General features: G+C 72.8%; 25 protein-coding genes. 2 read left to right on the top strand and 23 right to left on the bottom strand.

From position 1 onward, the window contains the following. Window position 1 precedes the first annotated feature (1 nt). The 7 genes from ABEB17_RS09820 to hisD are packed head-to-tail and all read right to left on the bottom strand — an operon-like array spanning window position 2 to window position 5,916. A complete protein-coding gene (locus ABEB17_RS09820) occupies window positions 2-745 on the bottom strand; it encodes an SseB family protein (protein ID WP_345716520.1) in 744 nt (247 codons plus the stop codon). Next, entirely contained in the window at window positions 745-1,491 is a 747-nt protein-coding gene (gene priA, locus ABEB17_RS09815; protein WP_345716519.1) for a bifunctional 1-(5-phosphoribosyl)-5-((5-phosphoribosylamino)methylideneamino)imidazole-4-carboxamide isomerase/phosphoribosylanthranilate isomerase PriA, read from the bottom strand. Before priA ends, ABEB17_RS09820 begins: the two co-directional genes overlap by 1 nt. Before the next feature lie 38 nt (window positions 1,492-1,529). Beyond that, complete coding sequence (gene hisH, locus ABEB17_RS09810) at window positions 1,530-2,180, bottom strand: imidazole glycerol phosphate synthase subunit HisH (protein WP_345716518.1); 651 nt, start codon at window positions 2,178-2,180, stop codon at window positions 1,530-1,532. Further along, complete coding sequence (locus ABEB17_RS09805; protein WP_345716517.1) at window positions 2,177-2,803, bottom strand: hypothetical protein; 627 nt, start codon at window positions 2,801-2,803, stop codon at window positions 2,177-2,179. The genes hisH and ABEB17_RS09805 overlap by 4 nt, the downstream gene beginning before the upstream one ends. A 25-nt stretch (window positions 2,804-2,828) precedes the next feature. Next, window positions 2,829-3,443, bottom strand: a complete 615-nt coding sequence (hisB, locus tag ABEB17_RS09800; RefSeq protein ID WP_345716516.1) for an imidazoleglycerol-phosphate dehydratase HisB — start codon at window positions 3,441-3,443, stop codon at window positions 2,829-2,831. Continuing rightward, window positions 3,440-4,555: a histidinol-phosphate transaminase gene (locus ABEB17_RS09795; protein ID WP_345716515.1), complete on the bottom strand. Its 1,116-nt coding sequence runs from the start codon at window positions 4,553-4,555 to the stop codon at window positions 3,440-3,442. The genes hisB and ABEB17_RS09795 overlap by 4 nt, the downstream gene beginning before the upstream one ends. A gap of 23 nt (window positions 4,556-4,578) precedes the next feature. Then, window positions 4,579-5,916 (bottom strand): histidinol dehydrogenase, encoded by a 1,338-nt coding sequence (gene hisD, locus ABEB17_RS09790; RefSeq protein ID WP_345716514.1) that lies wholly within the window; start codon window positions 5,914-5,916, stop codon window positions 4,579-4,581. 72 nt (window positions 5,917-5,988) lie between these two features. Here hisD and ABEB17_RS09785 point away from each other — a divergent pair, with 72 nt between their 5' ends. Both ABEB17_RS09785 and ABEB17_RS09780 read left to right on the top strand, forming a co-directional pair. Further along, window positions 5,989-6,792: an ABC transporter permease gene (locus tag ABEB17_RS09785; protein WP_378226965.1), complete on the top strand. Its 804-nt coding sequence runs from the start codon at window positions 5,989-5,991 to the stop codon at window positions 6,790-6,792. Further along, window positions 6,789-7,469 (top strand): LON peptidase substrate-binding domain-containing protein, encoded by a 681-nt coding sequence (locus tag ABEB17_RS09780; protein ID WP_345716513.1) that lies wholly within the window; start codon window positions 6,789-6,791, stop codon window positions 7,467-7,469. The genes ABEB17_RS09785 and ABEB17_RS09780 overlap by 4 nt, the downstream gene beginning before the upstream one ends. A gap of 17 nt (window positions 7,470-7,486) precedes the next feature. Here ABEB17_RS09780 and ABEB17_RS09775 read toward each other — a convergent pair whose 3' ends face one another. The 16 genes from ABEB17_RS09775 to ftsW all read right to left on the bottom strand — a co-directional run bounded on the left by ABEB17_RS09775 (window position 7,487) and on the right by ftsW (window position 25,368). Continuing rightward, complete coding sequence (locus ABEB17_RS09775) at window positions 7,487-8,011, bottom strand: hypothetical protein (protein ID WP_345716512.1); 525 nt, start codon at window positions 8,009-8,011, stop codon at window positions 7,487-7,489. Between the two features lie 22 nt (window positions 8,012-8,033). After that, window positions 8,034-9,587 carry a DUF3352 domain-containing protein gene (locus ABEB17_RS09770; RefSeq protein ID WP_345716511.1) on the bottom strand — a complete coding sequence of 518 codons (1,554 nt, stop codon included), beginning with the start codon at window positions 9,585-9,587 and terminating at the stop codon, window positions 8,034-8,036. 118 nt (window positions 9,588-9,705) lie between these two features. Beyond that, complete coding sequence (gene dnaE / locus ABEB17_RS09765) at window positions 9,706-13,287, bottom strand: DNA polymerase III subunit alpha (protein ID WP_345716510.1); 3,582 nt, start codon at window positions 13,285-13,287, stop codon at window positions 9,706-9,708. Window positions 13,288-13,374: 87 nt separating this feature from the next. Then, complete coding sequence (locus ABEB17_RS09760; RefSeq protein WP_345716509.1) at window positions 13,375-14,322, bottom strand: RluA family pseudouridine synthase; 948 nt, start codon at window positions 14,320-14,322, stop codon at window positions 13,375-13,377. Beyond that, the gene (gene lspA / locus ABEB17_RS09755) at window positions 14,315-14,893 is read right to left on the bottom strand and encodes a signal peptidase II (RefSeq protein ID WP_345716508.1); all 579 of its coding nucleotides are present in this window, start codon (window positions 14,891-14,893) and stop codon (window positions 14,315-14,317) included. The genes ABEB17_RS09760 and lspA overlap by 8 nt, the downstream gene beginning before the upstream one ends. Further along, window positions 14,866-15,888: a TraR/DksA family transcriptional regulator gene (locus ABEB17_RS09750; protein WP_345716507.1), complete on the bottom strand. Its 1,023-nt coding sequence runs from the start codon at window positions 15,886-15,888 to the stop codon at window positions 14,866-14,868. The genes lspA and ABEB17_RS09750 overlap by 28 nt, the downstream gene beginning before the upstream one ends. A gap of 200 nt (window positions 15,889-16,088) precedes the next feature. Next, window positions 16,089-16,883, bottom strand: a complete 795-nt coding sequence (locus ABEB17_RS09745; protein ID WP_345716506.1) for a DivIVA domain-containing protein — start codon at window positions 16,881-16,883, stop codon at window positions 16,089-16,091. 120 nt (window positions 16,884-17,003) lie between these two features. Then, window positions 17,004-17,282: a YggT family protein gene (locus tag ABEB17_RS09740; protein ID WP_345716505.1), complete on the bottom strand. Its 279-nt coding sequence runs from the start codon at window positions 17,280-17,282 to the stop codon at window positions 17,004-17,006. 3 nt (window positions 17,283-17,285) lie between these two features. After that, window positions 17,286-17,762, bottom strand: coding sequence for a cell division protein SepF (locus ABEB17_RS09735; protein WP_345716504.1), 477 nt, complete (start codon window positions 17,760-17,762; stop codon window positions 17,286-17,288). Between the two features lie 58 nt (window positions 17,763-17,820). Then, window positions 17,821-18,555 (bottom strand): YggS family pyridoxal phosphate-dependent enzyme, encoded by a 735-nt coding sequence (locus ABEB17_RS09730; RefSeq protein ID WP_345716503.1) that lies wholly within the window; start codon window positions 18,553-18,555, stop codon window positions 17,821-17,823. Further along, window positions 18,552-19,328, bottom strand: coding sequence for a peptidoglycan editing factor PgeF (gene pgeF / locus ABEB17_RS09725; RefSeq protein ID WP_378226922.1), 777 nt, complete (start codon window positions 19,326-19,328; stop codon window positions 18,552-18,554). The genes ABEB17_RS09730 and pgeF overlap by 4 nt, the downstream gene beginning before the upstream one ends. A 21-nt stretch (window positions 19,329-19,349) precedes the next feature. Next, the gene (gene ftsZ, locus ABEB17_RS09720; RefSeq protein ID WP_345716502.1) at window positions 19,350-20,636 is read right to left on the bottom strand and encodes a cell division protein FtsZ; all 1,287 of its coding nucleotides are present in this window, start codon (window positions 20,634-20,636) and stop codon (window positions 19,350-19,352) included. Window positions 20,637-20,824: 188 nt separating this feature from the next. Further along, window positions 20,825-21,571 carry a cell division protein FtsQ/DivIB gene (locus tag ABEB17_RS09715; RefSeq protein ID WP_345716501.1) on the bottom strand — a complete coding sequence of 249 codons (747 nt, stop codon included), beginning with the start codon at window positions 21,569-21,571 and terminating at the stop codon, window positions 20,825-20,827. Continuing rightward, window positions 21,568-22,974 carry a UDP-N-acetylmuramate--L-alanine ligase gene (murC, locus tag ABEB17_RS09710; protein WP_345716500.1) on the bottom strand — a complete coding sequence of 469 codons (1,407 nt, stop codon included), beginning with the start codon at window positions 22,972-22,974 and terminating at the stop codon, window positions 21,568-21,570. The genes ABEB17_RS09715 and murC overlap by 4 nt, the downstream gene beginning before the upstream one ends. A gap of 10 nt (window positions 22,975-22,984) precedes the next feature. Further along, a complete protein-coding gene (murG, locus tag ABEB17_RS09705) occupies window positions 22,985-24,112 on the bottom strand; it encodes an undecaprenyldiphospho-muramoylpentapeptide beta-N-acetylglucosaminyltransferase (RefSeq protein ID WP_345716499.1) in 1,128 nt (375 codons plus the stop codon). Continuing rightward, entirely contained in the window at window positions 24,109-25,368 is a 1,260-nt protein-coding gene (ftsW, locus tag ABEB17_RS09700) for a putative lipid II flippase FtsW (RefSeq protein WP_345716498.1), read from the bottom strand. The genes murG and ftsW overlap by 4 nt, the downstream gene beginning before the upstream one ends. Between the last annotated feature and the right edge of the window lie 2 nt (window positions 25,369-25,370).

Here is a 25,370-nt window from a genome sequence, read left to right as displayed (position 1 = left end):
GTCAGGCCGCGGGCTCGACCCGGAGCTGGACGCCCTCCACCCGCTCGCGCAGCAGGTCGTCCGACTGCAGCCGCTCGCCAACCGCCGCGACCGCCGCGCGGGCTTCGTCGCGGTCGAGGCCGACCGCCAGCAGCACCACGACGAGCAGGTCCACCTGGTCGCCGCGCTCGGCGCGCAGGCCGACGACGCCCGGCACCTGCGCGGCGGCGCCCTGCAGCACCCGGGCCACGTCCGGGTCCTCGTGGGCCGGCACCCACGCGCGGCCCTGCCCCAACGCCCACACAGCGGGGCGGGACACCACGAACGCCACCGGTCCGGCCGGATCCAGGACCATCACGTCGCACCCCTCGGCCACCGCGGAGACCGCCGCTCGACGGCAGTCGACCGGGACAGGGCGGGCGGTGGGGTCCCACTGCTGCAACGACTCCAGGCCGCTGAACACCGGTAGCGCCCGGCGTCCGTCCGGCGCGGTCAACGTCACGACCGCCATGTCCGCGCTCTTGTCGACCAGGCCGTGCGCGGCCTGCTCACCCTCGCCGAGGACGGCGACCACGGGCACCAGGACCCGCGCCGCCGCCAGGGCGGCCACCACCTGCTGCGCCGCACCCTGCCCGGACTCCAGCGCCGAGAGCGCCTGTGCCACAGCGGGATCGACGGCGCCGTCATCGCCGTCGAAGCCCCCGGCGGGCAACGTCCGACCCGACCAGGCCGTGCCCGCGGAGTCGCCCGACGGAACCTGCGTCATCAGCCCGGACCGGGCCGGCCGGCCACGTCGAGCGCGTCCGGGAGCGTGAACGCCTGCGCGTACAGCGCCTTGCCGACGATGGCACCCTCGACCCCCAACGGCACCAGCGTCCGCAGGGTCGCCAGGTCCTCGAGGCTGGAGACGCCGCCGCTGGCCACCACCGGGGCGCTCGTGCGTTCGCACAGCTCGCGCAGCAGGTCGACGTTGGGCCCGCGCAACGTGCCGTCCTTCGTGACGTCGGTCAGGACGTACCGCGCGCAGCCGTCCCGGTCGAGGCGCTCCAGCGTCTCCCACAGGTCGCCGCCCTCCTGCGTCCAGCCGCGCGCGGCGAGCGTCGTCCCCCGGACGTCGAGCCCGACCGCGATGCGGTCGCCGTGGCGGGCGATGGCCGCCGCGGTCCACTCCGGGTCCTCCAGCGCGGCGGTGCCCAGGTTCACCCGGGCGCAGCCCGTACCCAGGGCGCGGGCCAGCGACTCGTCGTCCCGGATGCCACCACTGAGCTCGACGGCGACGTCCAGCCGTGCCACGACGGTCGCGAGCAGCTCGTGGTTCGTGCCGCGCCCGAAGGCCGCGTCGAGGTCGACGAGGTGGATCCACTCGGCGCCGTCCTGCTGCCAGGCCAGGGCGGCCGCCAGCGGGTCGCCGTACGAGGTCTCGCTGCCCGCCTCACCCTGCACGAGGCGGACGGCCAGCCCGTCGGCCACGTCGACCGCGGGCAGCAGCTGGAGCCTGGGCTCACCGGACACAGGAACGCTCCTCGGGGTGGGGTCTGACGGGGTGGCGGTCACAGCGACCGCACCCAGTTCTCCAGCAGGTGCGCACCGGCGTCCCCACTCTTCTCCGGGTGGAACTGGGTCGCCGACAGCGGTCCGTTCTCGACCGCGGCGACGAACGGCACGCCGTGCTCGGACCAGCTGACCCGAGGGGCGCTGAAGTGCGCCACCTGGCCGTCGTGGGGCTCGAGCAGCCAGCGCTGCACGGCGTAGGAGTGCACGAAGTAGAAGCGCTCCTGCTCGACCCCGGCGAACAGCCGTGAGCCCTCAGCGGCCTGCACGGTGTTCCACCCCATGTGCGGGACGACGTCCGCCGGCAGCCGCTCGACGACCCCGGGCCACTCCCCCAGCCCGTCGAGCACGCCGGCGGCGTACGGCTCGGTGGAACGCTCGAACATGACCTGGTGGCCGACGCAGATGCCCAGCACCGGTCGCCCCCCGGCCAGCCGCCGGTCGACCAGCTCGGGGCCACGAACGGCAGCCAGGCCGGCCACGCAGGCCGAGAACGCCCCGACCCCGGGCACCACCAGCCCGTCGCAGTCCAGCGCGCCCTGGCGGTCGGCGGTGAGGCGCACCTGCGCGCCCACTCGCTCCAGGGCCCGCACGGCCGAGTGCACGTTGCCCGAGCCGTAGTCGAGGACCACCACCTGGGGCGTGCTCACTGGCCCTCCTCGAGCTGGGCGGACAGCCTGGCCTCGTCGGCGGCGTAGCGGTCGAACCGCTGCACGAGCTTGTCGTCCGGCTCGATCCGGACGGCTCCCGGCAGGTCACCCGCGGCGACGGCCCCCAGGGTGAGCCCGGCCCCGGGCAGCCCCAGGGCGCGCAGCAGGTCGTCCACGACGTCGGCGCCGCTGCGGCCGTCCGGTCGCAGGGCTTCGCGGAGGTCGGCCCGCCGGTCGGTGCGCGCCTGCGCGCCGACGCCGGCCAGCTCCGCCAGCAGGTCCGGGGACGCCAGCGGGAGGTCGTCGACCCGGTGTGGACCGATCTCGCCGGTCCAGCCGAGCCAGCGGGCGTCCTGTCGTCGACCGCGCTGCAGCGTCACGGCGGCCCGCGGTCCGTCCGCGACGAAGCACATCACCGGCCGCAGCCGGCCCGGCACGGGTCGGCCGCCGAGCAGGGCCACCGGGTCGTCGTAGGGCGGCGCGGACTCGGCGGGGCCGGCGGGCACGACGAGGGTCCACGCGACGTCCGGCACGATCCACACCGGCACCAGCCCGGAGCGGGCCCAGGCCCGCACACCGTCCAGCCGTCCGCGCAGGACGAGCACGACGCGAGGCGCACTCACGGTGCTCGCCGGCGCACGACTCGGTTCACAGCACGCCCTTGGTGCTGGGCACGCCCCCGACCCGCGGGTCCGGCGTGACCGCGGCCCGCAGGGCGCGAGCCACCGCCTTGAACTGGGCCTCCACGACGTGGTGCGGGTCGCGCCCGCTGAGCACCCGCACGTGCAGCGCGATCGCGGCGTGGTGGGCCAAGGTCTCGAACACGTGCCGGGTCAGCGACCCCACGTAGGTGCCGCCGATCACCACGTACTGCTGCCCCTCGGCCTCGCCGGTGTGCACGCAGTACGGGCGCCCGCTGACGTCGACCGCGGCCTGCACCAGCGTCTCGTCGAGCGGCACCAGCGCGTCGCCGAACCGCGCGATGCCGGCCTTGTCGCCGAGGGCCTCCCGCAGGGCCTCGCCCAGCACGATGGCGACGTCCTCGACCGTGTGGTGGGCGTCCACGTGGGTGTCCCCGGTGGCCTGCACGTCGAGGTCGAACAGGGCGTGCTTGGCCAGGCTGGCGAGCATGTGGTCGTAGAAGCCGACACCGGTGCTGATGCTGGAGCGGCCCGTGCCGTCCAGGTCGAGCTCGACGCGGACGCTGCTCTCCCCGGTGGCCCGCTCCAGCACGGCCCGGCGATCGGTGGTCGGGTCGGTCACGGTGTCTCCTCGAGGACGCGGGTCAGGGCAGTGAGGAAGGCGCTGGTCTCGTCCGGGTTCCCGGCCGTCACGCGCAGGTGCCCGGGGATCCCGACGTCCCGGACCAGGACGCCGTGCTCGAGCAGCGCCTGCCAGGTGGCCACGGGATCGGCCAGGCCGCCGAAGAGCACGAAGTTCGCGTCGCTGGGCACCGGGGCCAGGCCCAGCCCCGCCAGCTCGGTCACGATGCGGTCGCGCTGCTCGCGCAGCACCTGCACGCTGCCCAGCAGGTCGGGTGCGTGCCGGACGGCCGCCAGCGCGGCCGCCTGGGTCAGCGACGACAGGTGGTAGGGCAACCGGACCAGCCGCAGGGCGTCGCACACCGCCGGGTCGGCCGCCAGGTAGCCCAGTCGCGCGCCGGCCAACGCGAACGCCTTGCTCATGGTGCGGGTCACGACGAGGCGCTCGCGACCGGGCAGCAGGGTCAACGCGCTGGCCGTGCCGGTCCGGGCGAACTCCGCGTAGGCCTCGTCCACCACCACCACCGCGCGGTCCGTGGCGTCGTACACGGCGGTGACGACGTCCAGCCCGAGGGCGGTGCCGGTCGGGTTGTTCGGCGAGCAGAGCATGACGAGGTCGGGGTCGTGCCGGGCGACCTGCTCGGCCGCCGACTCGGCGGTCAGGTCGAACTGTCCGGATGGCGCACCGCGCAGACCGTCCACCCACGCCGTCGCCGAGGTCGCGGCGATGTTGGGGTGCATCGAGTACGCCGGGGTGAAGCCCAGGGCCGTGCGTCCCGGGCCGCCGAACGCCTGGAACAGGTGCAGCAGCACCTCGTTGGAGCCGTTCGCCGCCCAGACCTGGTCCGCGGTCAGGTCGTGCCCGAGATACGTGGCGAGCGCCGTACGGAGGGCGGTGAACTCACGGTCGGGGTAGCGGTTGAGCTGACGGACCTCGAGGGCGAGCGCCGCGACGACCGCGAGCGCCGCCGGCTCGGGCAGGGGGTAGGAGTTCTCGTTGGTGTTCAACCGAACGGGGACGTCGATCTGCGGTGCACCGTAGGGCAGGCGACCGCGCAGGTCGTCGCGCAACGGCAGCGCGTCAAGACCCGGACCGACGGAGGTGGAGCCCACGGGGTCGAGTCTATTGACGGTGCTCACCCGCGGCCGCGGGCACGGGCCCGCACGGCGTCGCCGTGCCCGGGCAGGTCCTCGGCCTCGGCCAGCGCCACGACGTGGTCGGCGACCTGCTCGAGGGCCGCCCGGTCGTACTCGATGACGTGCACGCCGCGCAGAAAGGACTGCACGGACAGGCCGCTGGAGTGGCAGGCGCAGCCGCCGGTCGGCAGCACGTGGTTGCTGCCTGCAAGGTAGTCACCGAGCGAGACGGGGGCGTAGGGACCGACGAAGATCGCCCCGGCGTTGCGCACCCGGGCGGCCACGGCGGCGGCGTCCCGGGTGTGGATCTCGAGGTGCTCGGCGGCGTAGGCGTCGCACACCGCGAGACCGGCCTCGAGGTCGTCGACCAGGACGATGCCGGACTGGCGTCCGCCGAGCGCGGCACGGACTCGCTCGGTGTGCTTGGTGGCGGCGACCTGCTCGGCGAGCGCCGCCTCCACGGCGTCTGCGAGGTCCTCGTCGTCGGTGACCAGGACTGCCGCGGCCAGCGGGTCGTGCTCGGCCTGGCTGACGAGGTCCGCGGCGACGAGGTGCGGGTCGGCCGTGTCGTCGGCGAGCACGGCGATCTCGGTGGGGCCGGCCTCGGAGTCGATGCCGATGACGCCCTTGAGCAGGCGCTTGGCGGCCACCACGTAGATGTTGCCCGGGCCGGTGACCAGGTTGACCGGCGCGCAGACCACGGTGCCGTCGTCCTCGCGGGCGCCGTAGGCGAACATCGCGATGGCCTGGGCGCCGCCGACGGCGTAGACCTCGTCGATGCCCAGCAGGGCGCAGGCGGCCAGCACCGTCGGGTGCGGCAGGCCGGCGAACCGCGGCGGGTTGTCACGCTGGGGCGGGCTGGCGAGGGCGATGGACGGGACGCCGGCCTCCTGGGCGGGGACGGCGTTCATCACGACGCTGCTGGCCAGCACCGCGAGCCCGCCGGGGGCGTAGAGGCCGACCCGGCCGACCGGGATCCAGCGCTCGGTGACCGTGCCACCCTCGGCGACCTGGGTGGTCACGTCGTGGCGGCGCTGGTCGCGGTGCACGAGCCGGGTGCGTCGGATCGACTCCTCGAGGGCGGCGCGGACGCCGTCGTCGAGCTGGGCGAGCGCGTCGTGCAGGGCCGCGGCCGGCACCCGCAGGTCGGTCGGGCGCACGCCGTCGAACCGCTCGCCGAGGTCGCGCAGCGCCCCGGCGCCACCGTGCTGCACCTGCGCGCAGATCGGTCGGACGGCGTCGAGGGCGGCCTCGACGTCGAACTCGGCCCGGGGCAGCACCTGTCGCAGCGACGCCGCGTCCAGCGGGCGTCCGCGCAGGTCGGTACGCGCGATCACCCGGACATTCTAGTCAGGGACGCCGACGCGACGGCCCGGCTGCCACGTCGTGCGCGGTACGTTTCCCACGTGCTGGTCACGGCGACGTCAGGACTGCTGCGGTCGGCCGCCGTCGTCAGCCTGGACGACACCTCTGCCCGGGTCGCCCTCGTCCTGGTCGTGGTGCTCAGCACGGCCGCTGCGGTGCTGGTCAACGTGGCGGGTTCCCTCGGGCAGGGCTGGGCGGTGCTGCGCGCGAACGGGCGGGCACTGCTCCAGCTGCTGGTGGTCGCCCTGATCATCGCGGCGGTCCTGGACTCGCTCGCCCTGACCTTCGCCTTCCTGCTGCTGATGGCGACCGTCGCCAGCGTGACGGCCGGTCGCCGGCTGACCCGCGAGCGCAGTGGGCTGCTCGCCTTCCTGCCCGTCCTGGCGGGGTCCGTCCCGGCGCTGCTGCTCGTGCTGGTGACCGGTCTGGTCCCGCTCGAGGGCACGGCGTTGGTGCCGATCGGCGGGATCCTCGTCGGCGGTGCCATGACCGCCACGGTGCTGGCCGGACGGCGTTGCCTGGACGCGCTGACGACCAGGTGGGGCGAGTACGAGGCCGGGGTCTCCATCGGGCTGAGCTCGCGCGATTCCGCGTTGCTGGTGGCCCGGGACGACGCAGCGCTGGCCCTGGTGCCCGGGCTGGACCAGACGCGGACGGTCGGGCTGGTCACGCTGCCGGGTGCCTTCGTGGGGATGCTGCTGGGCGGGGCCAGCCCGGTCGACGCCGCCGCGGTGCAGCTCGTGGTCCTGGTCGCGCTGCTCATGGTCCAGTCGGTTGCCGTGATGGTGGCCGTGGAGCTGATCGCGCGCGGGTGGCTGACGGGCATCGTGCCTAGAGTGGGGCGGTGACCGCGCGACTGCCGCTCTTCCCGCTCGGCACCGTCCTGGTGCCGGGCGAGGTCCTGCCACTGCACCTGTTCGAACCGCGGTACCTCGACCTGCTGCGTGACGTCCTCGGCGACGACGAGCAGCAGCCCGTCCCGGGGGCCAGGTTCGGCGTCCTGGGGATCCGCAAGGGGCACGAGGTGGGGGCGAACCGGCTCGGTGCGCTCTTCGACGTGGGCTGCGCCGCCGAGGTCCTGGAGGTCGACCGCAACGACGACGGCAGCTGCGACGTCGTCGCGGTCGGGCGTGAGCGGTTCCGGCTGGATCGGCTGGACGGCGACGCGGGGACGGCCTACCTGACGGGTGAGGTCGCGTGGCTCGACGAGCCGGCCACGCCCGTCGACCCGCTGCTGGTCGAGGAGGTCCGCAGCGAGTTCGTCGAGTACTGCGACCGCCTCGGCATGGGCCGCGACGGCGCCACCACCTCCCCCGCGCTGGAGGACCCGACCCTGCTGTCGTACGTGATCACCGCCTCGATGCTCCTGCACCTGGCGGAGCGGCAGTCCCTGCTGGCCGCGTCGGACGCGGCAGCCAGGTTGCGCACCGCGCGCAGCCTGCTCCGTCGCGAACGCGTCCTGTGGTCCGTGGTGCCGTCGGTCCCGGCCGTGGACCTGGCCCGGCGCCCGTCCGACCGCGGTTAGCGGCCTCCCGGACGCGTTCAGCGGCGCGGGGCGCTGAACAGGGCGGCGAGGCAGCGGGTGATGGCGAACAGCAGCGGCCCGAACAGCAGGACCCCCGCCGAGTGCAGCTCCAGCGGCGTGCGCAGTGGCGTGGTGTGCGCGTCGATCTGGTGGCGCAACGAGTCCGGGCCGAGCCACTGGCCGACCTGCCAGGCGATCACCCCGGCGATCCCCAGCCCGACGACGGCCAGCACCGCTCGCACGGCCTGAGGCTCGCGGGCCCGGACGGCCTGGACCGTCGCCACCAGGACGCCGGCCAGGCCCAGCACGATGGCGAGCCACCCGTCCTGCGCGGCCTCCAGCTCCTGGTGGCCCTGCAGGTAGACGCCGCCGTCGATCAGCTGAGCGGTCGCGACGGGTGCGAGCAGGCGCCACGCGACGCCGAGCAGAACCCCCCCGACCACGGCCAGGCCGAGGTCGATGAGCGTGACGCGCCCCAGCCGCCGCCACCCCCTGCGGGGGGCGGCGGCGGGCTGGATGACGACTCCGGCGCTGATGCTCACGACCACATCATCGACTGTCGGCTCACTTCGTGGTGAGCCGGATGTCGAACGTGGCGTCGCCCCCGTCTCGGTGCAGGCTCGCCCCGAACGAGGACAGGGGTGCGAGAACCTTGCGGTCCTCGTCGCTGATGTTCATCTCGTCACCCAGCTGGGCGACGACCTGGGCGATGTCGACGTACAGCACCGCCTGGGCGTCCTTCGCGCTCGGGACCGCGTTGGTGAAGGCCTTGGCAGACCCCAGCCCCTTGCCCTTGGCGACCTCGTCCGCGTAGGCCTGCGTGGACGCCAGCACGGTGTCTGCACCGGCCGGGGCCGTGGCCAGCTCGAGTCCACCCTGCTCACGGGCGGCGTTGACGATCTTGTCGAGGGTCCCGCGATCGCCGCTCAGGCGGGCAGCGACCTTCGGGGTCTGGCCGTCGAGGCCACCGAACACCACGGAGACCCGGTCACCCAGCGCCTTGACGACGTCGTCCGGGACGGCGATCCCGGTCTCCTGCTGGATCGCGTCGAGCTGCTGGTCGAGAGCGCCTGCGCCGAGCGCCTGCTCGGCGGCCTTGCGCAGCCGGTCGTACGCGGCCCGGACCGACTCGTCGGCACCGCTGACGCCCACGGCCGCCAGCGAGGAGGCCGGCAGGTCGGCCATGGACACGCTGCCGGCCTTCGCGGGCAGCTTGGCGCCGACCGTCTTGCCGGCCAGCTCGAGGTGCGGGCCGTCGAAGCGCAGGGCGACCGCCACCCGGCCGCTCGCGTCCAGACCGCTGAGGGTCGAGTCCACGCCACCGGTGGTGGGCACGACGGCCTGCGCCGCAGCGACGTCGACCCAGGCGTGCACGATGCCGGTGTCTCCCACGGCGTCCACGTCACTGGCGTAGTTCTTCGACTCCGACAGCGGGCTCCGCTCGGCGTCCGCGACCGCCTTCTTGGCGGTGGCCGCCTCCTCAGCGCAGACGGCGAAGTCGGCCGTGACCTCGCAGGACGCGTCGCCGCCGGCGACCTTGGCCAGGCCGGCCTTCGCCTTGCCCTGGTCCTTGACCGCGAGGACCACGACCACCCCCGGGTCGTCCCCGTCCTGCACCGGCGGCAGCACGGCCACGCCGGCCCGGTCGCCCAGCCACGGCTCGACGTCCGTGGCCCAGTCGCCCGTGACCGTGCCGTCGTCCTTGAGCGAGTCGAACAGGGCCTTGCGCAGGTCGTCGTCCTTGCCGATCTGGTCGGCGGCCTTGGGGAACTTGCGCAGGAACCGCAGGGCGTCGATCTTCTGACCCGAGGACGGGTCCAGGTCGACGGCCACGAACGCCACCGCCGATGCCGGCACGGCCTCGTCCGGCTGCGCGCCGCCGCCGCCGAGCTTGGCGGCGGCGAAGGCGGCGCCGGCACCGAGCAGCGCGACGACGAGCACGCCCGCGCCGATCAGCACACCGCGACGGCGGCCGCTGGATGACTCGGGCCCTCCGTCGGCTCCCTGGCTGGCGTCGAGCACCTCGCCGCCTGCGTAGGGCTGGGGTGCCCAGGGCTGGCTCGCGGTCTGGTCGTGGTCGTCGCGGGGCGGCGTGGCACCGCTCGGCGGCTGGGTCATGGAAGGGTCCCCCTGGTTGCTCGCCCACAGGAACGCCCCGCGGGAGTCGGGTCAGTCTAGGCAAGGCGTCCGACACCGGGGGCGAAACCGTCCTACAGGCCCCCGAACGGACGGATCCTCACCCGACGAGGCAGGACGGGCCGAGCAGCTGCTTCAGCTCACCGAACAGCGCTGGGCCGGCGGTGACCCGGAGCCGATCGTCCAACCGCATCACCGTGGCCTTGCCGGACTGGGTCAGCCGCAGGTGCACCTCGGTCACACCGGGATGGGTGGCCAGCACGTCCTTCAGCCGCTCCGCGACCGGCGGGGTGCACCTGGCCAGCGGCATCGCGATGACGACCGGACCGCGCGGGCCCTCGCTCACGTCGGGGATCGTCATCTCCTGCGCGTACAGGGTGGGCACCTCGTCGCGGCGGTTCAGCCGCCCGCGGACCACGACCACGAGGTCCTCGGCCAGCATCGTGGAGACGGTCTGGTAGCTCTGCGGGAAGAAGAGCACCTCGACGGCTCCCTCGAGGTCCTCGACCGTCGCGATGGCCCACGGGTTGCCCGCCTTGGTCATCTTGCGCTGGAGGCCGCTGATCATGCCCGCGATGGTCACGTTGGCGCCGTCCGGCCGCGACTCGTCCGTGAGGAGCGAGGCGATCGAGCAGTCCGCGGCGCTGCTGAGCACGTGCTCGATGCCGAACAAGGGGTGGTCGCTCACGTACAGCCCGAGCATCTCGCGCTCGAAGCGGAGCTTGTCCCGCTTCTCCCACTCGAAGGGCGGGATCTCCGGCAGGCCGTCGTAGTCGTCCAGCGAACCGGCGTCGTCCTGCGGGCCGGGCATCAGCGAGGCGAACAGGGAGTCCTGGCCGATGGCCTCCTTCTTCTTGACCTCGACCAGCGTCTCGACGTACTGCTCGTGGATCTTGACCAGGCCGCCACGAGGGTGGCCCATCGAGTCGAAGGCGCCGCCCTTGGCCAGCGACTCGATCGTGCGCTTGTTGCAGACGACCGCCGGCACCTTGCGCAGGAAGTCCTTGAACGAGGTGAACGCGCCCTTCTGCTCACGGGTCGCCACGATCGCCTCGACGACGTTCGTCCCCACGTTGCGGATCGCGGCGAGACCGAACCGGATGTCGGTGCCGACCGCGGCGAAGTTCGCGACGGACTCGTTCACGTCCGGCGGGAGCACCTTGATGCCCATCCGCCGGCACTCCCCCAGGTACAGCGCCGACTTGTCCTTGTCATCGCGCACGCTGGTCAGCACGGCAGCCATGTACTCGGCGGGGTAGTGCGCCTTCAGGTACGCCGTCCAGTACGACACCAGGCCGTACGCCGCGCTGTGCGCCTTGTTGAACGCATAGTCGGAGAAGGGCACCAGCACGTCCCACAGTGCCTTGATCGACGCCGCCGAGAACCCGCGCTCCTTCATGCCCGCCTCGAACCCGACGAACTCGGCGTCCAGCACCTCGCGCTTCTTCTTGCCCATCGCCTTGCGCAGCAGGTCGGCCTTGCCCAGCGAGTAGCCGGCCAGCTGCTGGGCGATCAGGATGACCTGCTCCTGATACACGATCAGGCCGTACGTGGTGCCGAGGATCGGCTCGAGCGCCTCGGCGAGCTCAGGGTGCAGGTAGCTGACCTCTTGCGCACCGTTCTTGCGCAGCGCGTAGTTCGTGTGGCTGTTCGCGCCCATCGGGCCCGGACGATAGAGCGCACCGACGGCTGAGATGTCCTCGAAGTTGTCGGGCTTCATCAACCGCAGCAGAGCCCGCATGGGGCCACCGTCGAACTGGAAGACACCGAGGGTGTCGCCGCGACCCAGCAGCTCGAACGTCAGCGGGTCGTTCAGGGTCTTGCTCATCGCGTCGAGGTCGACCTCTTCGTCGCGGTTCATCCGGACGTTGATCAGCGCGTCGTCCAGGATCGTGAGGTTGCGCAGGCCCAGGAAGTCCATCTTGACCAGGCCGAGCGTCTCGCAGCTCGGGTAGTCGAACTGGGTGATGATCTGGCCGTCCTGCTCGCGGCGCATGATCGGGATCAGGTCGAGCAGCGGCTCGCTGGACATGATGACGCCGGCCGCGTGCACGCCCCACTGGCGCTTGAGCCCCTCCAGCCCCAGCGCGGTCTTCACGACCTCGCGCGCGTCCGGGTCGGTGTCGTGCACGACGCGGAACTCGCCCGCCTCGCTGTACCGCTTGTGGTTCGGGTCGAAGATGCCGGCCAGCGGCACGTCCTTCCCCATGATGGCCGGCGGCATCGCCTTGGTGAGCTTCTCGCCCATCGCGAACGGGAAGCCCATCACCCGGGCCGCGTCCTTCACCGCTTGCTTGGCCTTGATCGTGCCGTAGGTGACGATCTGGGCGACGCGCTCCTCGCCGTACTTCTCGGTGACGTAGCGGATCACCTCACCCCGGCGCCGCTCGTCGAAGTCGACGTCGAAGTCCGGCATCGACATGCGCTCGGGGTTGAGGAAGCGCTCGAAGATCAGCCCGTGCTGCAGCGGGTCGAGGTCGGTGATCTTCATGACGTAGGCGCACATCGAGCCCGCGCCCGACCCGCGGCCGGGGCCGACCCGGATGCCGTGCGCCTTGGCCCAGCCGATGAAGTCGGCGACCACGAGGAAGTACCCCGCGTAGCCCTTGGAGACGATGACGCCGGTCTCGTACTCGGCGCGGCGACGGACCGCATCGGGCACTCCCGAGGGGTAGCGCTCCAGCAGCCCTCGCTCGACCTCCTTGATGAACCACGAGGTCTCGTCCTCACCCTCGGGGCAGGGGAAGCGCGGCATGAACCGGCCCTCGCCCTCGGTGAACCCGACCTCGCAGCGCTCGGCGATGAGCAGGGTGTTGTCGCACGCCTCCGGCAGCTCGCGCCAGGTGTGCCGCATCTCGGCGGCGCTCTTGAGGTAGAAGTCGTCGGCGTCGAACTTGAAGCGGTTCGGGTCGGCGAGGGTCGAGCCGGACTGCACGCACAGCAGCGCGGCGTGCGCCTTCGCGTCCTCGGCCCGGGTGTAGTGCAGGTCGTTCGTCGCCACCAGCGGCAGACCCAGCTCGCGGGCCAGGCGCAGCAGGTCCTGCTGGACCTGGCGCTCGATGCCCAGCCCGTGGTCCATCAGCTCGCAGTAGAAGTTCTCGGCACCGAAGATGTCGCGGAAGTCGGCCGCCGCGGCCACCGCCTTGTCGTACTGGCCGAGCCGGAGCCGGGTCTGCACCTCGCCGCTGGGGCACCCGGTGGTGGCGAGCAGGCCCTCGCCGTAGGTCTGCAGCAGCTCGCGGTCCATCCGGGGCTTGAAGTAGTAGCCCTCCAAGGAGGCGAGCGACGCCATCCGGAACAGGTTGTGCATGCCGCCCGTCGTGCGGGCCAGCATCGTCATGTGCGTGTACGCCCCGGAGCCGGAGACGTCGTTGCGGCCGCCGTCGCCGAACTTCACCCGGGTGCGGTCGAATCGGCTGGTGCCGGGCGTCAGGTACGCCTCGAGCCCGATGATCGGCTTGACGCCGTGCCGCTGGCCGGCCTTCCAGAACTCGTAGGCCCCGAAGATGTAGCCGTGGTCGGTGGTCGCGACGGCGGGCATCCCCTGCCGGGCCGCCTCGGCCATCAGGTCGTCGATCCGCGCCGCGCCGTCGAGCATCGAGTACTCGGTGTGCACGTGCAGGTGGGCGAACGAGGGCCCGCCTGAGGGGGCAGCGGAGGACGGGGTGGAGCTCGACGGCATGGGCCGAGTCTAGGTCGGCGGACCGACAGTTCCGGCCACCCCCGGCAACGATCCAGGCCAGCCCGCGTGTCGCGGCTGGACACGCCGTCAGACGGCCGAGATCACCTCGAGCGCATGGGCAAGATCGTCCGGGTACGTGCTCTCGAACTCGACCCACTCGCCGCTGGACGGGTGGTCGAAACCCAACCGCATCGCCTGCAACCACTGGCGCTGCAGCCCCACCCGTTGGGCCAGCGTGGGGTCGGCCCCGTAGGTCAGGTCGCCCACGCACGGGTGACGCAGGGCGGCGAAGTGCACCCGGATCTGGTGGGTTCGTCCGGTCTCGAGGTGCACCTCGACGAGCGAGGCCGCCCGGAAGGCCTCGAGGACCTCGTAGTGCGTGACGCTGGGCTTGCCGCCGGCCGTCACGGCGAACTTGTAGTCGTGCTGGGGGTGGCGCCCGATCGGCGCGTCGATGGTGCCGCGCAGCGGGTCCGGGTGGCCCTGGACGAGCGCGTGGTAGACCTTCTCGACCGTGCGCTCCTTGAAGGCGCGCTTGAGCAGCGTGTAGGCCCGTTCGCTCTTGGCCACGACCATCAGGCCCGAGGTGCCGACGTCCAACCGGTGCACGATGCCCTGCCGCTCCGCGGCACCGGACGTCGAGATGCGGTAGCCGGCCGCAGCCAGTCCACCGACCACGGTCGGGCCGGTCCAGCCCGGGCTGGGGTGCGCGGCGACCCCGACCGGCTTGTCGACCACGACGATGTCGTCGTCGTCGTGCACGACACGCAGCCCCGGGACGGGCTCGGAGACCGCCGCAGGCTGGACCCGCCGGGACGGCAGCCGCACCTCGAGCCACGAGCCGCCGCTGACCCGGTCGGACTTCGCCGTGGACTTGCCGTCCAGCTGCACGTTGCCCTGCGCGACGAGCTCGGCCGCACGGGTCCGGGACAGTCCGAACAGCCGGGCCATCGCGGCGTCCAGGCGTTCGCCCTCCAGCCCCTCGGGGACCGGGAGGGCACGCAGCTCGCCGGACTCTGCCTCGGGTTCAGTCATCGGGCTGGTCGTCCGTCTGCGCCGGGGCGGCTGCCACGGGGCGCGAGCCGTCGAGGTTCGTGCCGCGCAGGCCCAGGACGACGATGAGGCCCGCGGCCGCCACGATGGCGATGTCGGCCACGTTCCCGATGAACAGGTGCCCGTAGGCGATGAAGTCGACGACGTGACCTCGACCGAAGCCCGGGTCGCGCAGCAGCCGGTCCGTCAGGTTACCCAGGGCGCCACCCAGCAGCAGGCCCAACGCGATCGCCCACGGCAGGCTGGCCAGCCGTCGGGCCGAGCGCACGACGACGACCACGACCACGATGGCGACCACCGTCAGGACCCAGGTCATGCCGGTGGCCAGCGAGAACGCGGCACCCGAGTTGCGGGTCAGGTCGAGTCGCAGGAGGTCGCCGACGAGCTCGACCGGGTCACCGGCGGTCAACCGGGCGACCGCGACCGCCTTGCTCAGCTGGTCGAGCAGGTAGACCCCCACCGCGACGAGCGTGAGGACGACGAGCAGCCCCTTGCGGGGCTGCCTGGGCTGGGGGGCGGCGTCGCTCAGCGACGCTCCTGGCGCTGTTTGCATGACACGCACAGGGTCGCACGTGGGAAGGCCTGGAGTCGCATCTTGCCGATCGGGTGCCCGCACGACTCGCAGATGCCGTACGTGCCGTCCTCGATGCGGGCCAGCGCACGCTGGCTCTGCTCGAGCATCTCGCGGCTGTTGTTGGCGAGCGTGATCTCCTGCTCGCGCTCGAAGGTCTTGGCCCCCGCATCCGCCTGGTCGTCGCCCGCGCCGTCACCGGAGTCCCGGAGCAGGTCCTGCAAGTCGCTCTCCGCGTGCGAGATCTCGCCCTCGAGGCGGGCCACGTCCGCGGACAGCTCGCGCTTGACCTCGCGGAGCTCCGCTGCCGTCCAGGGCGACTCGTCCTCGCGGACCCGCAGCGCGCGGGCCGCCTTCTTCGCCGGGGCCGCCTTCTTCGCCGGAGCCGCCTTCTTCGCCGGCGTGACCTTCTTCGCCGGCGTGACCTTCTTCGCCGGCGTGACCTTCTTCGCCGGAGCCGCCTTCTTCGCCGGAGCCGCCTTCTTCGCCGGAGCCGCCTTCTTCGCCGGAGCCGCCTTCTTCGCCGGAGCCGCCTTCTTCGCCGGAGCGGCCTTCTTCGCCGGAGCGGCCTTCTTCGCCGGAGCCGCCTTCTTCGCCGGAGCCGCCTTCTTCGCCGGAGCCGCCTTCTTCGCCGCCGTGACCTTCTTGGCCGGAGCCGCCTTCTTCGCCGGAGCCGCCTTCTTCGCCGGAGCCGCCTTCTTCGCCGGAGCCGCCTTCTTCGCCGGAGCCGCCTTCTTCGCCGGAGCCGCCTTCTTCGCCGCCGTGACCGTCTTCGCCGCCGTGACCTTCTTCGCCGGAGCCGCCTTCTTCGCCGGAGCCGCCTTCTTCGCCGCCGTGACCTTCTTGGCCGGAGCCGCCTTCTTCGCGGGAGCTGCGGCGACCTTCCTGGTGGTCACCTTCTTGGCGACTCGAGCAGCCGACAGCACGACGCCTCCGACTGCACGTCGTGCGGTCCCTGCGACGCTCGACCTGGCCATCGTGTCTCCCTCGTTGCGAAGCGAACCGATCCTGTGCCCCACCCGGAAATCAGCCGCGCCGCTCGGCGTGGTGCCGGAAGGATAGGCGGCGCGCACGACGAGCTCAATTCGACGCGCCGCACACGGACGCGCCAGGACCACCGGATTCTTCCGGTGGTCCTGGCGCGTTGCTCCCCGCTCGCAGCCGAGATGCGCTGCGGTCAGCTCCCGAAGGGGAACCGCGGCGTCTCGGCCTGACCCTGGCGGTCGCCGTCGTTGCCGCCGAAGGTGCCGCCGCGCGTCGGCAGCGGAGTGACCTCAGCGGACGGCGTGGAGCCCGTCCCGCTGGCTGCCTCCGGCTCCGAACCGCCAGCGGAGGCCTTCGCCTCCAGCTGCTTGAGCTGGTCCTCGAGGTAGGCCTTGAGGCGGCTGCGGTACTCACGCTCGAAGTTGCGCAGCTGCTCGACCTTGCGCTGGAGCACCTGACGCTGCTCCTCGAGATCGCCGAGGGTCTCGCGCTGCTTGGCCTCCGCCTCACGCACGAGCCGAGCCGCGTGCTCCTGCGCCTCGTTGACGATCTTGTTGCGCTCGGCCTTGCCGGCCTCGACGTGCTCGTCGTGCAGCTTCTGCGCCAGCGCGAGCATCCCGGCGGCGCTCTCCGAGCCACCCGTGGAGGCGGCTGCGGGGACCGGAGCCGGAGCCGGTGCAGGCGTCGGCACCGGTGCGGGCGCAGGCGTCGGCACGGGAGCCGGCGCCGGTGCAGGGGTCGGTGGCACGACGGCCACGGGCCCGCTGGCCGCCGGCTCGTCGCGCCGTCCGCCATTGCGGGACAGCTCTGCGACGCGGCTCTCGCACGCGGTCAGCTTCGCGCGCAGCTCCTCGTTCTCCGTGTTGAGACGTCGCAGCTCGGCGACGACCTCGTCGAGGAACTCGTCGACTTCTTCCTCGTCATAACCCTGACGGAACTTCGTCGGGCTGAAGCGCTTGTTGACAACTTCCTCGGGGTTCAGCGGCATGTGGTCACCTCTCGGTGTCTGGGGTCGCCCGCCCACCGTAGCGAATCTGCAGGTGGGAGGTCGATTCGACGCTCCAACGAGCAGGTCGCGCGCCGCTGGGAGCGGGGTCGGGGACGGTCGTTAGCGCAGCAGCTGGAGCAGCAGCAGCGTCACGATGAACAGGATCATGAAGGCGAGGTCCAGCTGGACCTGGCCGATCCGCAGGGGCGGGATCACCCGGCGCAGGGCGCGCAGCGGTGGGTCCGTGACGGTGTAGACGGCCTCGGCAAGCACCAGGGTGATCCCCTTGGGCCGCCAGTCCCGCGCGAAGGCCTGGATCCAGTCGAGCACCAGGCGCCCGATCAGGAACACGAAGAACACCAGGACGACGAGGCCGAGCAGGCCGACGATCAGCGACACGTGTCAGCTCTGGTTGAACAAGCCAGCCGTGTTCGTCGGCTCCTTGTCCTCGGCCGTCACCTCGATGTGCGCCGGCGAGAGCAGGAACACCTTGTTCGTCACCCGCTCGATGGAGCCGTGCAGGCCGAACACCAGTCCCGCGGCGAAGTCCACGAGGCGCTTGGCGTCCGAGTCCCCCATGTCGCTGAGGTTCATGATCACCGGCACGCCCTCGCGGAACGACTCCCCGATGGTCTTCGCCTCGTTGTACGTCCGCGGGTGGATCGTGGTGATCCGGTGCAGGTCCCCGTGACCGGACCCCGGGACGACCCGAGCCAGCGACCGGGTCGGCAGCGGCGTGACCTGGCTTCGCTCCGAGCGCGGCACCTCGGGACGCTGCGAGGTCTCGTCGTCGTACTCCTCGTACAGCTCGTCTTCATAGTGCTCGTCGTCCTCGGCCAGCCCGAGGTACACCATGGTCTTGCGCAGCGCACCTGACATCGCCAGCTCCTCCGTCGTCGTCCGGGGCACACCTCGCGCCCGCGTACGGTTTTGGACGTTACCGGAGTGACGGACGTGATCCGAGGACCGCGCTCCCGACACGCAGGTGTGTCGCACCATGTGCCACCGCCTCCTCGAGGTCACCGCTCATGCCGGCCGAGATCCAGGTGGCGCCCTGGTGCTGCTCGCGCAGCTGGCCAGCCAGCCCGGCGAGCCGGGCGAACGCGGGCCCGGGCGGTCCGTCGAGCGGTGCGACGGCCATCAGGCCGCGCAGGTCGAGCCCCTCCGTGCCCGCCACCCCGGCTGCCAGGTCCAGCAGCTCGGACGGCGCGACGCCGCCGCGTCCGCTCGCGCCCTGCGGGTCATCCAACGAGACCTGCAACAGCACCTCCAGGCGACGGCCTGCCTGGTGTGCCGCCTTGCCCAGCGCTCGAGCGAGGGCCAGTCGGTCCACCGAGTGGACGACGTCGGCGTAGCGCGCCACCGAGGCAGCCTTGTTGCGCTGCAGCTGGCCCACGAAGTGCCATCGGGGCCGCGACTGCCCTGCCGCCAGCAGGACGTCGGTCGCCAGCACCTTGGCTGCCGCGTCCTGGTCGCGGTTCTCCCCGACGTCGCGGACGCCCAGGTCGACGAGCGCAGCCACGTCCGAGGCGGGGAACGTCTTGGTCACCACGACCAGCGTCACCTCGGCCGGATCCCGCTGGGCCCCGGCGCAGGCCCGGTCGATCCGCTGGCGCACCTGGGACAGCCCGGCGGCCAGCTCGTCGCGACGCCGACCGTCCTGGCCGCTCACGTCCCGCTCCCGGCGGACCGCAGGACCGCGACGCCGGCGAAGCGGCCGGTTCGGCCGTCGCGGCGGTAGGAGTAGAGGCTGTCCGACTCGCGGGTGCAGCCCGGCAGCTGCCGCACCGGCACGTCCAGCTCGGCGAGCTGCTGCAGCACCCCGGCGGCGACGTCCAGAGCGGGCGTACCCGTCCACGTCACCGTGCGGCTGGCGGGCTGGGACGCGGCGACCTGCTCGCGCAGGTCCAGCGGGACCTCGTAGCAGCGCCCGCACACCGACGGCCCGAGCCGGGCGACCACGTGTCGGGCACCAAGGTCACGCATGGCCGACACGGCGGCCGGCACGACGCCGGCCGCCATCCCCGGACGCCCGGCGTGGGCCACGGCCACGACTCCGTCGTCCGGGGCCGCCAGCAGCACCGGCACGCAGTCCGCGACCAGGACGGCGAGCGCGAGCTCGGTCGAGGTGGTGACCAGGGCATCGGCGTCAGCAGGCGCGCCGACCCACGGGCCGTCGACCTGCACCACGCGGGCCCCGTGGACCTGGTTGGCCACGACCAGGCGGTCCGTCGGCAGCCCCAGCGCGGCGGCGACCGCCGTCCGGTTGGCGACCACCAGAGCCGGGTCGTCGCCGACGTGGGAGCCGAGGTTCAGGCCGCCGGCGCCGCCCGCGGTCGCGTACGGCGCCGGGCTGGACCCACCGACCCGGTCCGTGAGCGCCAGGTCCACGACGGGTGCACCTGGGCCGGCGCGACCCTCGAGTCGTTCGGTCCAGGCGATCACCCGGCCAGTCTGCCCTACCGACTACTTCAGGAAGTCGGGCACGTCCAGCTCGTCGTCGGCGTCGTCGAAGACCACCGAGCGCGGCGCGCGGGCGCGCACCGGCTCGAGCGTGTCCGGGACGACGACGGGCTCGTCGCGCCGCGCCGGAACCGGCGCCTGGCCCGTCTGCGCGCCGTCCGGGGCGGGCTCGCTCGCGGTCGTGGAACCGTTGGTGGAGTAGGGGCGCTGACTCGCACCGTGGCCGTTGGACGCACCGTTTCCGGCGTAGCTCGGTGACGACGGGGGCGCCGTGCGGATGCCGCTGGACGTCGACGAGCCAGTGATCTGGCCGAGCGCGCGGTCGTCCTTGCGTTGGGTCGGGACGCCACCGTCGAAACCGGCGGCGATGACGGTGACCCGCACCTCGTCGCCCAGGGCGTCGTCGATGACCGCACCGAAGATGATGTTCGCCTCCGGGTGCGCGGCCTCCTGGACCAGGCGGGCGGCCTCGTTGATCTCGAAGAGCCCGAGGTCGCTGCCACCCTGGATGGACAGCAGCACGCCGTAGGCACCATCGATGCTGGCCTCGAGCAGCGGCGACGAGATCGCCAGCTCGGCGGCCTGGACGGCGCGGTCCTCGCCACGGGCCGATCCGATCCCCATCAGGGCGCTGCCCGCACCCTGCATGACCGACTTCACGTCGGCGAAGTCGAGGTTGATCAGGCCGGGGGTGGTGATCAGGTCGGTGATGCCCTGGACGCCGGACAGCAGCACCTGGTCGGCGCTGCGGAACGCGTCGAGCATGCTCACGGCGCGGTCGCTGATCGACAGCAGCCGGTCGTTCGGGATCACGATGAGGGTGTCCACCTCGTCGCGCAGCTGGGCGATGCCAGCCTCGGCGCTGTTGGCGCGCCGACGCCCCTCGAAGGTGAACGGGCGGGTGACGACGCCGATGGTCAGGGCGCCGAGCGAGCGCGCGATCCGGGCCACGACGGGGGCGCCACCGGTGCCGGTGCCGCCGCCCTCACCAGCGGTCACGAAGACCATGTCGGCGCCGCGCAGCACCTCCTCGATCTCCTCCGCGTGGTCCTCGGCGGCCTTCTTGCCGACCTCGGGGTCCGCGCCGGCGCCGAGCCCGCGCGTCAGCTCGCGGCCGACGTCGAGCTTCACGTCGGCGTCCGACATCAGCAGGGCCTGTGCATCGGTGTTCACGGCGATGAACTCGACGCCCTTGAGCCCGACGTCGATCATCCGGTTGATCGCGTTGACGCCGCCGCCGCCGATGCCGACGACCTTGATGACGGCCAGGTAGTTCTGCGGTGCAGCCACGTCGAGTGCCTCTCACTGGATGGTGCCCTGATGGTGACCCTGACCCTCAACTTGAGGGTTATAGTTATGTCAACCTCGTCCTGGTCGAAGACGCTAGGTGCCGATCGCCCGGTCGCCAACGACATCGCCCGGCGTGTCGGGACATCCCTTGCCCGACAACCCGAACGCCCGCTCTCAGGGCGGCCAGCTCAGCGCAGGACCGGCGTGTGCGGCGAGCTCACGTCGTAGACCGTCGCCCGGTGCTTCGACAGGGCGGTGAGCACCTCCGCCTTGAGCTCGCTGTCCTGCGCACTCCCCCACACGACGGTGGCCGCGCCCCAGCGCATCTGGACGTCGTCCGGCGACGTCGCGCTCACCCGGCTGATCTTCGAGCGCATGCCGGCCGGCACCGCGTCGAGCACCGTCAGTGCCGCGGACAGGGTGTCCGCCGACTCCGGCCCGACGGGCACCCGCAGCACCGGCAGCCCCTTGGGCGCCTTGGCGGCGGCCTCGAACGCCACCCCGGACGCGTCCACGAGACGGTAGCCACCGCCGCTCGAGGGGACGGCAGCGACCGCGACGCGCGGGCGGACCACCAGTCGCAGCGTCGTCGGCCAGCCTCGTTCCACCGACACGTCGGCCACCTGCGGGAGGTCCTTGACCCGGCGTCCGAGCCCACCCGTGTCGACCCGGCCGAGCGGCTCGCCCCGAGCGCCGGCCGCAGCCTGTCTCACCTGCTCGGCCATCGTCCCGGTGACCCCGCGCACCTCGATCGTCCGGACGGTGAGCAGCGGCCCCGCGTAGGCCAGCAGCCCCAGTCCCAGCAGGGCGACGACCACGAGCGCGGTCACCAGCACCGGACGGCGCGCCCGCCACCGGGCCGCCCGGGCCCGGGCCTCGAACCGTGCGGACGTCTCGGCCCCGCTCTCGCGCACCGACGTCGTCCGCGTGCTCATCGCGGGTCCGACCCACCCAGCAGGGCCAGCAGCTCGTCGGCCAGCATCGTGACGTCCCCCGCACCCACGGTCAGCACGAGGTCCCCCGGCCGCACCCGCGCTCGGACCGCGCCGGCCACCGCCGACCACGACGGCACGAACGCGACGTGCTCGGGCGGCAGCGGGACGGCGTCAGCGACCAGTGCACCGGACACTCCCGGCTGCGGGTCCTCCCGGGCGGCGTAGACGTCCATCACGACCACCTCGTCAGCCAGCCCGAGTGCCCGGCCGAACTCGACGGCGAAGTCCTTGGTGCGGCTGTACAGGTGCGGCTGGAACACCACGACCACCCGACCGTCCCCGGCGACCTGGCGCGCCGTCTGCAGCGCGGCCGCGACCTTGCCGGGGTTGTGCGCGTAGTCGTCGAACAGCCGGACCCCGCCCGCGCTGCCGCGGGGCTCGAAACGGCGCCGGGTCCCGGTGAACGAGCCGATCGCCGCGAGCGCGTCGGTGGGCGCCACCCCGACGGCGACGATCGCCGTCCACGCCGCGAGCGCGTTCAACGCGTTGTGGTGGCCGGGCACGTTGACCCGGGCCCGGCCGACCGGCCGACCAGCCGACCAGACCTCGAAACCCGACCCGGACTGGTCGAGCACCAGGTCGTCCAGCCGGACGTCGGCGCCGTCCGACTCGCCGTAGGTACGGACCGCGATCCCCTCGGCGGCCGCTCGCTCCGCCAGCCGGGCCGAGCCGGTGTCGTCCGCGCAGGCGACGAGGAGTCCGCCGGGACGGATGCTGCGCGCGAACTCCAGGAAGCCCTGCTCGACGGCCTCGGCGGTGCCGTAGAAGTCGAGGTGGTCGGGCTGGACGTTGGTGACGACCCCGACCTGCGGCCGGTAGACGACGAACGTGCCGTCGCTCTCGTCCGCCTCCAGCACGAACACCGCACCACTACCCAGGTGCGCGTTGGTCCCGCTCTCGGTCAGCTCGCCGCCGATCGAGAACGACGGGTCGAGCCCGCAGTGCTGCAGCATCACGGTGGTCATGGACGTCGTCGTGGTCTTGCCGTTGGTGCCGGCCACGGCCACGACCTGGCGTCCGGAGCTGACCGCCGCGAGCGCCGCCGAACGGTGCAGCACCTGCAGGCCCAGCTCGCGTGCCCGGGCGAGCTCGGGGTTGGTGTCCCGCACCGCCGACGAGGCGACCACCGTGCGCACACCGTCGAGCTGACGCGGGTCGTGGCCGACGTGCACCGTGGCACCCTCGGCGGCCAGCGCCGTGAGCAGCAGGGAGTCCTTGGCATCGCTGCCACTGACCTGCAGCCCCATGGCCAGCATGATCCGGGCGATGCCCGACATCCCGGCGCCGCCGATGCCGATGAAGTGCACGGGCGACAGGTCCGCGGCCGGCGTGTCCGCGATCACGGCTGCCGCCTCATGACTGCCTGCTGGCAGCCGCGGCCAGCACCAGGTCGGCGAGCCGCTCGTCGGCGTCCGGGACGACGAACCGGGTCGCGACCTGGGCCATCGACGCCAGAGCGGCCGAGTCGGCCAGCAGCGGCAGCAGCACCTCGCGGACCCAGGCCGGCGTGCAGCCGGCGTCGTCGACCAGCAGCCCGCCGCCGGCGGCCACCACGGGCTCGGCGTTCAGCCGCTGCTCGCCGTTGCCGATCGGCAGCGGCACGTACGCCGCCGGGAGGCCGGCCGTCGCCAGCTCGCAGACCGTGTTGGCCCCCGACCGGCAGACCACCAGGTCCGCGGCCAGGTAGGCCTCGTCCATCCGGTCCAGGTACGGCAGCACGACGTAGGGGGCGCCGACGTCGCGACCGTCGTCCGGCGCGCTCTCGACGTGCACGTGCTTGCCCAGCCCGCTCACGTGCAGGACCTGGACGCCCGCCGCCCGCAGCTCCGGCGCGGCGGCGCCGAACGTCTCGTTCAGCCGCTGCGCGCCCGACGACCCGCCGGTGACCAGCAAGGTCTGGCGATCCGGGTCCAGCCCGAGCTCGGCCCGGGCCGCGGCCCGGCGCTCGGCGCGCTCGGCCCCGCTGAGGCCGGCCAGGCTGCTGATCTGCTGGCGCAGCGGCATCCCGGTGTGCACGGCGTGCGGCAGCTGGGTGTCCGCGAACGTGGTGGCCACGAAGCGGGTCAGCCGGGCCCCGAGCCGGTTGGCGACCCCGGGAAGCGGGTTCTGCTCGTGCACGGCGATCGGCACGCCACGCCGGCGCGCGGCCAGGTAGGCGGGCGCGGCCACGTACCCGCCGAAGCCCACGACGACGTCCGCCTCGCTGGTGCGCACCGCGTCGGACGCGGCCCGCACGGCCGACGACAGGCGTCCGGGCAGCCGAACCAGGGCCGGACCTGGACGGCGCGGCATCGGCACCTTGGGAATGGTCAGCAGCTCGTACCCGTGCGCCGGCACCAGCCGCGCCTCGAGCCCCTCGGTGGTGCCCAGCACGGTGATCCGGGTCGCCGGGTCGCGCCGGCGCAGGCAGTCCGCCAGCGCCAGCAGCGGTGAGACGTGACCGGCGGTCCCCCCGCCGGCGAGCAGCACGGACGTCGTCACGACCCGCGCCGCCCCGGCAGGACCGCGAGCGAGCGCCGCAGCAGTCCCGCGCGCGCCCCCAAGGCCTGCGCCGCACCAGGCTCGGCGCGGGCGAAGGCCATCAGCATGCCCAGCACCAGCATCGAGGTGATCAGCGCGGAGCCGCCGCTGGAGACCAGCGGCAGCGGCAGCCCGATGACCGGGAGCATCCCGATGACGGCGCCGACGTTGATCAGGGTCTGGCCGAGCAGCCAGGCCATCGTCGCGGCCGACGCGATGCGGACGAACAGGTCGTCGCTGCGGGTGACCAGCCGCAGGCAGGCCCAGCCGATCAGCAGGAAGAGCGCGAGGACGACGAGGACGCCGGGCAGCCCCAGCTCCTCACCGATGATGGCGAAGATGAAGTCGTTGTGCGCCTCGGGAAGCCAGGACCACTTCTCGCGGCTCGCGCCCAGCCCGACCCCCCACCAGCCCCCGTCGGCCAACGCGTACTTGCCGTGGATCGACTGGTAGCAGGTGGTGAGGACCTCAGTGCACGAGCCCCCACCCAGCCACGACTCGATGCGCTGCATGCGGTTGGGGCTGGTGCTGACCATCACGGCCACCAGGCCGCTCATGGCCGCGCCGGCGAACAGGAACATCCGGGCGGGTACCCCTGCGGCGAACAGCAGTGCCCCCAGGATCATCAGCAGGACCAACGCCGTCCCGAGGTCGTGACCGGCCAGCACGAGCGCAATGGCCAGCACGCCGACCGGCGCGAGCACCGGGACCAGCACGTGCACCCAGCGGTCCAGCAGCAGCCGCTTGCGGGCCAGCACGGCGGCGCCCCACAGCACGAGCGCGAGCTTGAGCCCCTCGGAGGGCTGCAGCCGTTGGCCGCCGAGCTCGATCCAGTTGCGGTTGCCGTTGACGCTGACCCCGAGCCCGGTGAAGACCAGGAGCTGGGCGGCGAGCGCACCGATCAGCACGACCCAGCCGAAGCGCTTCCACCAGCGGACCGGCACGCGGGAGGCGACCAGCATGAGCGGGAGCCCGATCACGGCGAATCGGAGCTGGCTCAGGAACACGGTGAACGAGGACCCGCTCTTGGACAGCGACGTGACCGAGGAGGCCGACAGCACCATGACCAGCCCGATGACCAGCAGCAGCAGCGTCGAGCCGAGCAGCACGTAGTAGGTGGTCACGGGCGAGTCCAGCCGCTCCGCGGCCGGTACGTGCCGACGCAGTCGCGACTGCGGCACGGCGAACGCCTCGCGCCGGTCGACCTGGCTGCTCACGT

The sequence above is a fragment of the Angustibacter luteus genome, from assembly GCF_039541115.1.
In the GTDB taxonomy this organism is placed as follows: Bacteria; Actinomycetota; Actinomycetes; order Actinomycetales; family Angustibacteraceae; genus Angustibacter; species Angustibacter luteus.
Note: the sequence above shows the minus strand (reverse complement) of the source record. Positions and strands in the feature narration are given on the sequence as shown.

Bases quoted from the DNA above. Each gene is read 5' to 3' on its own strand.
- lspA (WP_345716508.1), bottom strand. From the start codon at position 14,893: ATGCAAACAGCGCCAGGAGCGTCGCTGAGCGACGCCGCCCCCCAGCCC.
- ABEB17_RS09715 (WP_345716501.1), bottom strand. From the start codon at position 21,571: ATGAGCACGCGGACGACGTCGGTGCGCGAGAGCGGGGCCGAGACGTCC.
- dnaE (WP_345716510.1), bottom strand. From the start codon at position 13,287: ATGCCGTCGAGCTCCACCCCGTCCTCCGCTGCCCCCTCAGGCGGGCCC.
- ABEB17_RS09750 (WP_345716507.1), bottom strand. From the start codon at position 15,888: ATGGCCAGGTCGAGCGTCGCAGGGACCGCACGACGTGCAGTCGGAGGC.
- ABEB17_RS09820 (WP_345716520.1), bottom strand. From the start codon at position 745: ATGACGCAGGTTCCGTCGGGCGACTCCGCGGGCACGGCCTGGTCGGGT.
- ABEB17_RS09745 (WP_345716506.1), bottom strand. From the start codon at position 16,883: ATGCCGCTGAACCCCGAGGAAGTTGTCAACAAGCGCTTCAGCCCGACG.
- ABEB17_RS09760 (WP_345716509.1), bottom strand. From the start codon at position 14,322: ATGACTGAACCCGAGGCAGAGTCCGGCGAGCTGCGTGCCCTCCCGGTC.
- ABEB17_RS09735 (WP_345716504.1), bottom strand. From the start codon at position 17,762: ATGTCAGGTGCGCTGCGCAAGACCATGGTGTACCTCGGGCTGGCCGAG.
- ABEB17_RS09770 (WP_345716511.1), bottom strand. From the start codon at position 9,587: ATGACCCAGCCGCCGAGCGGTGCCACGCCGCCCCGCGACGACCACGAC.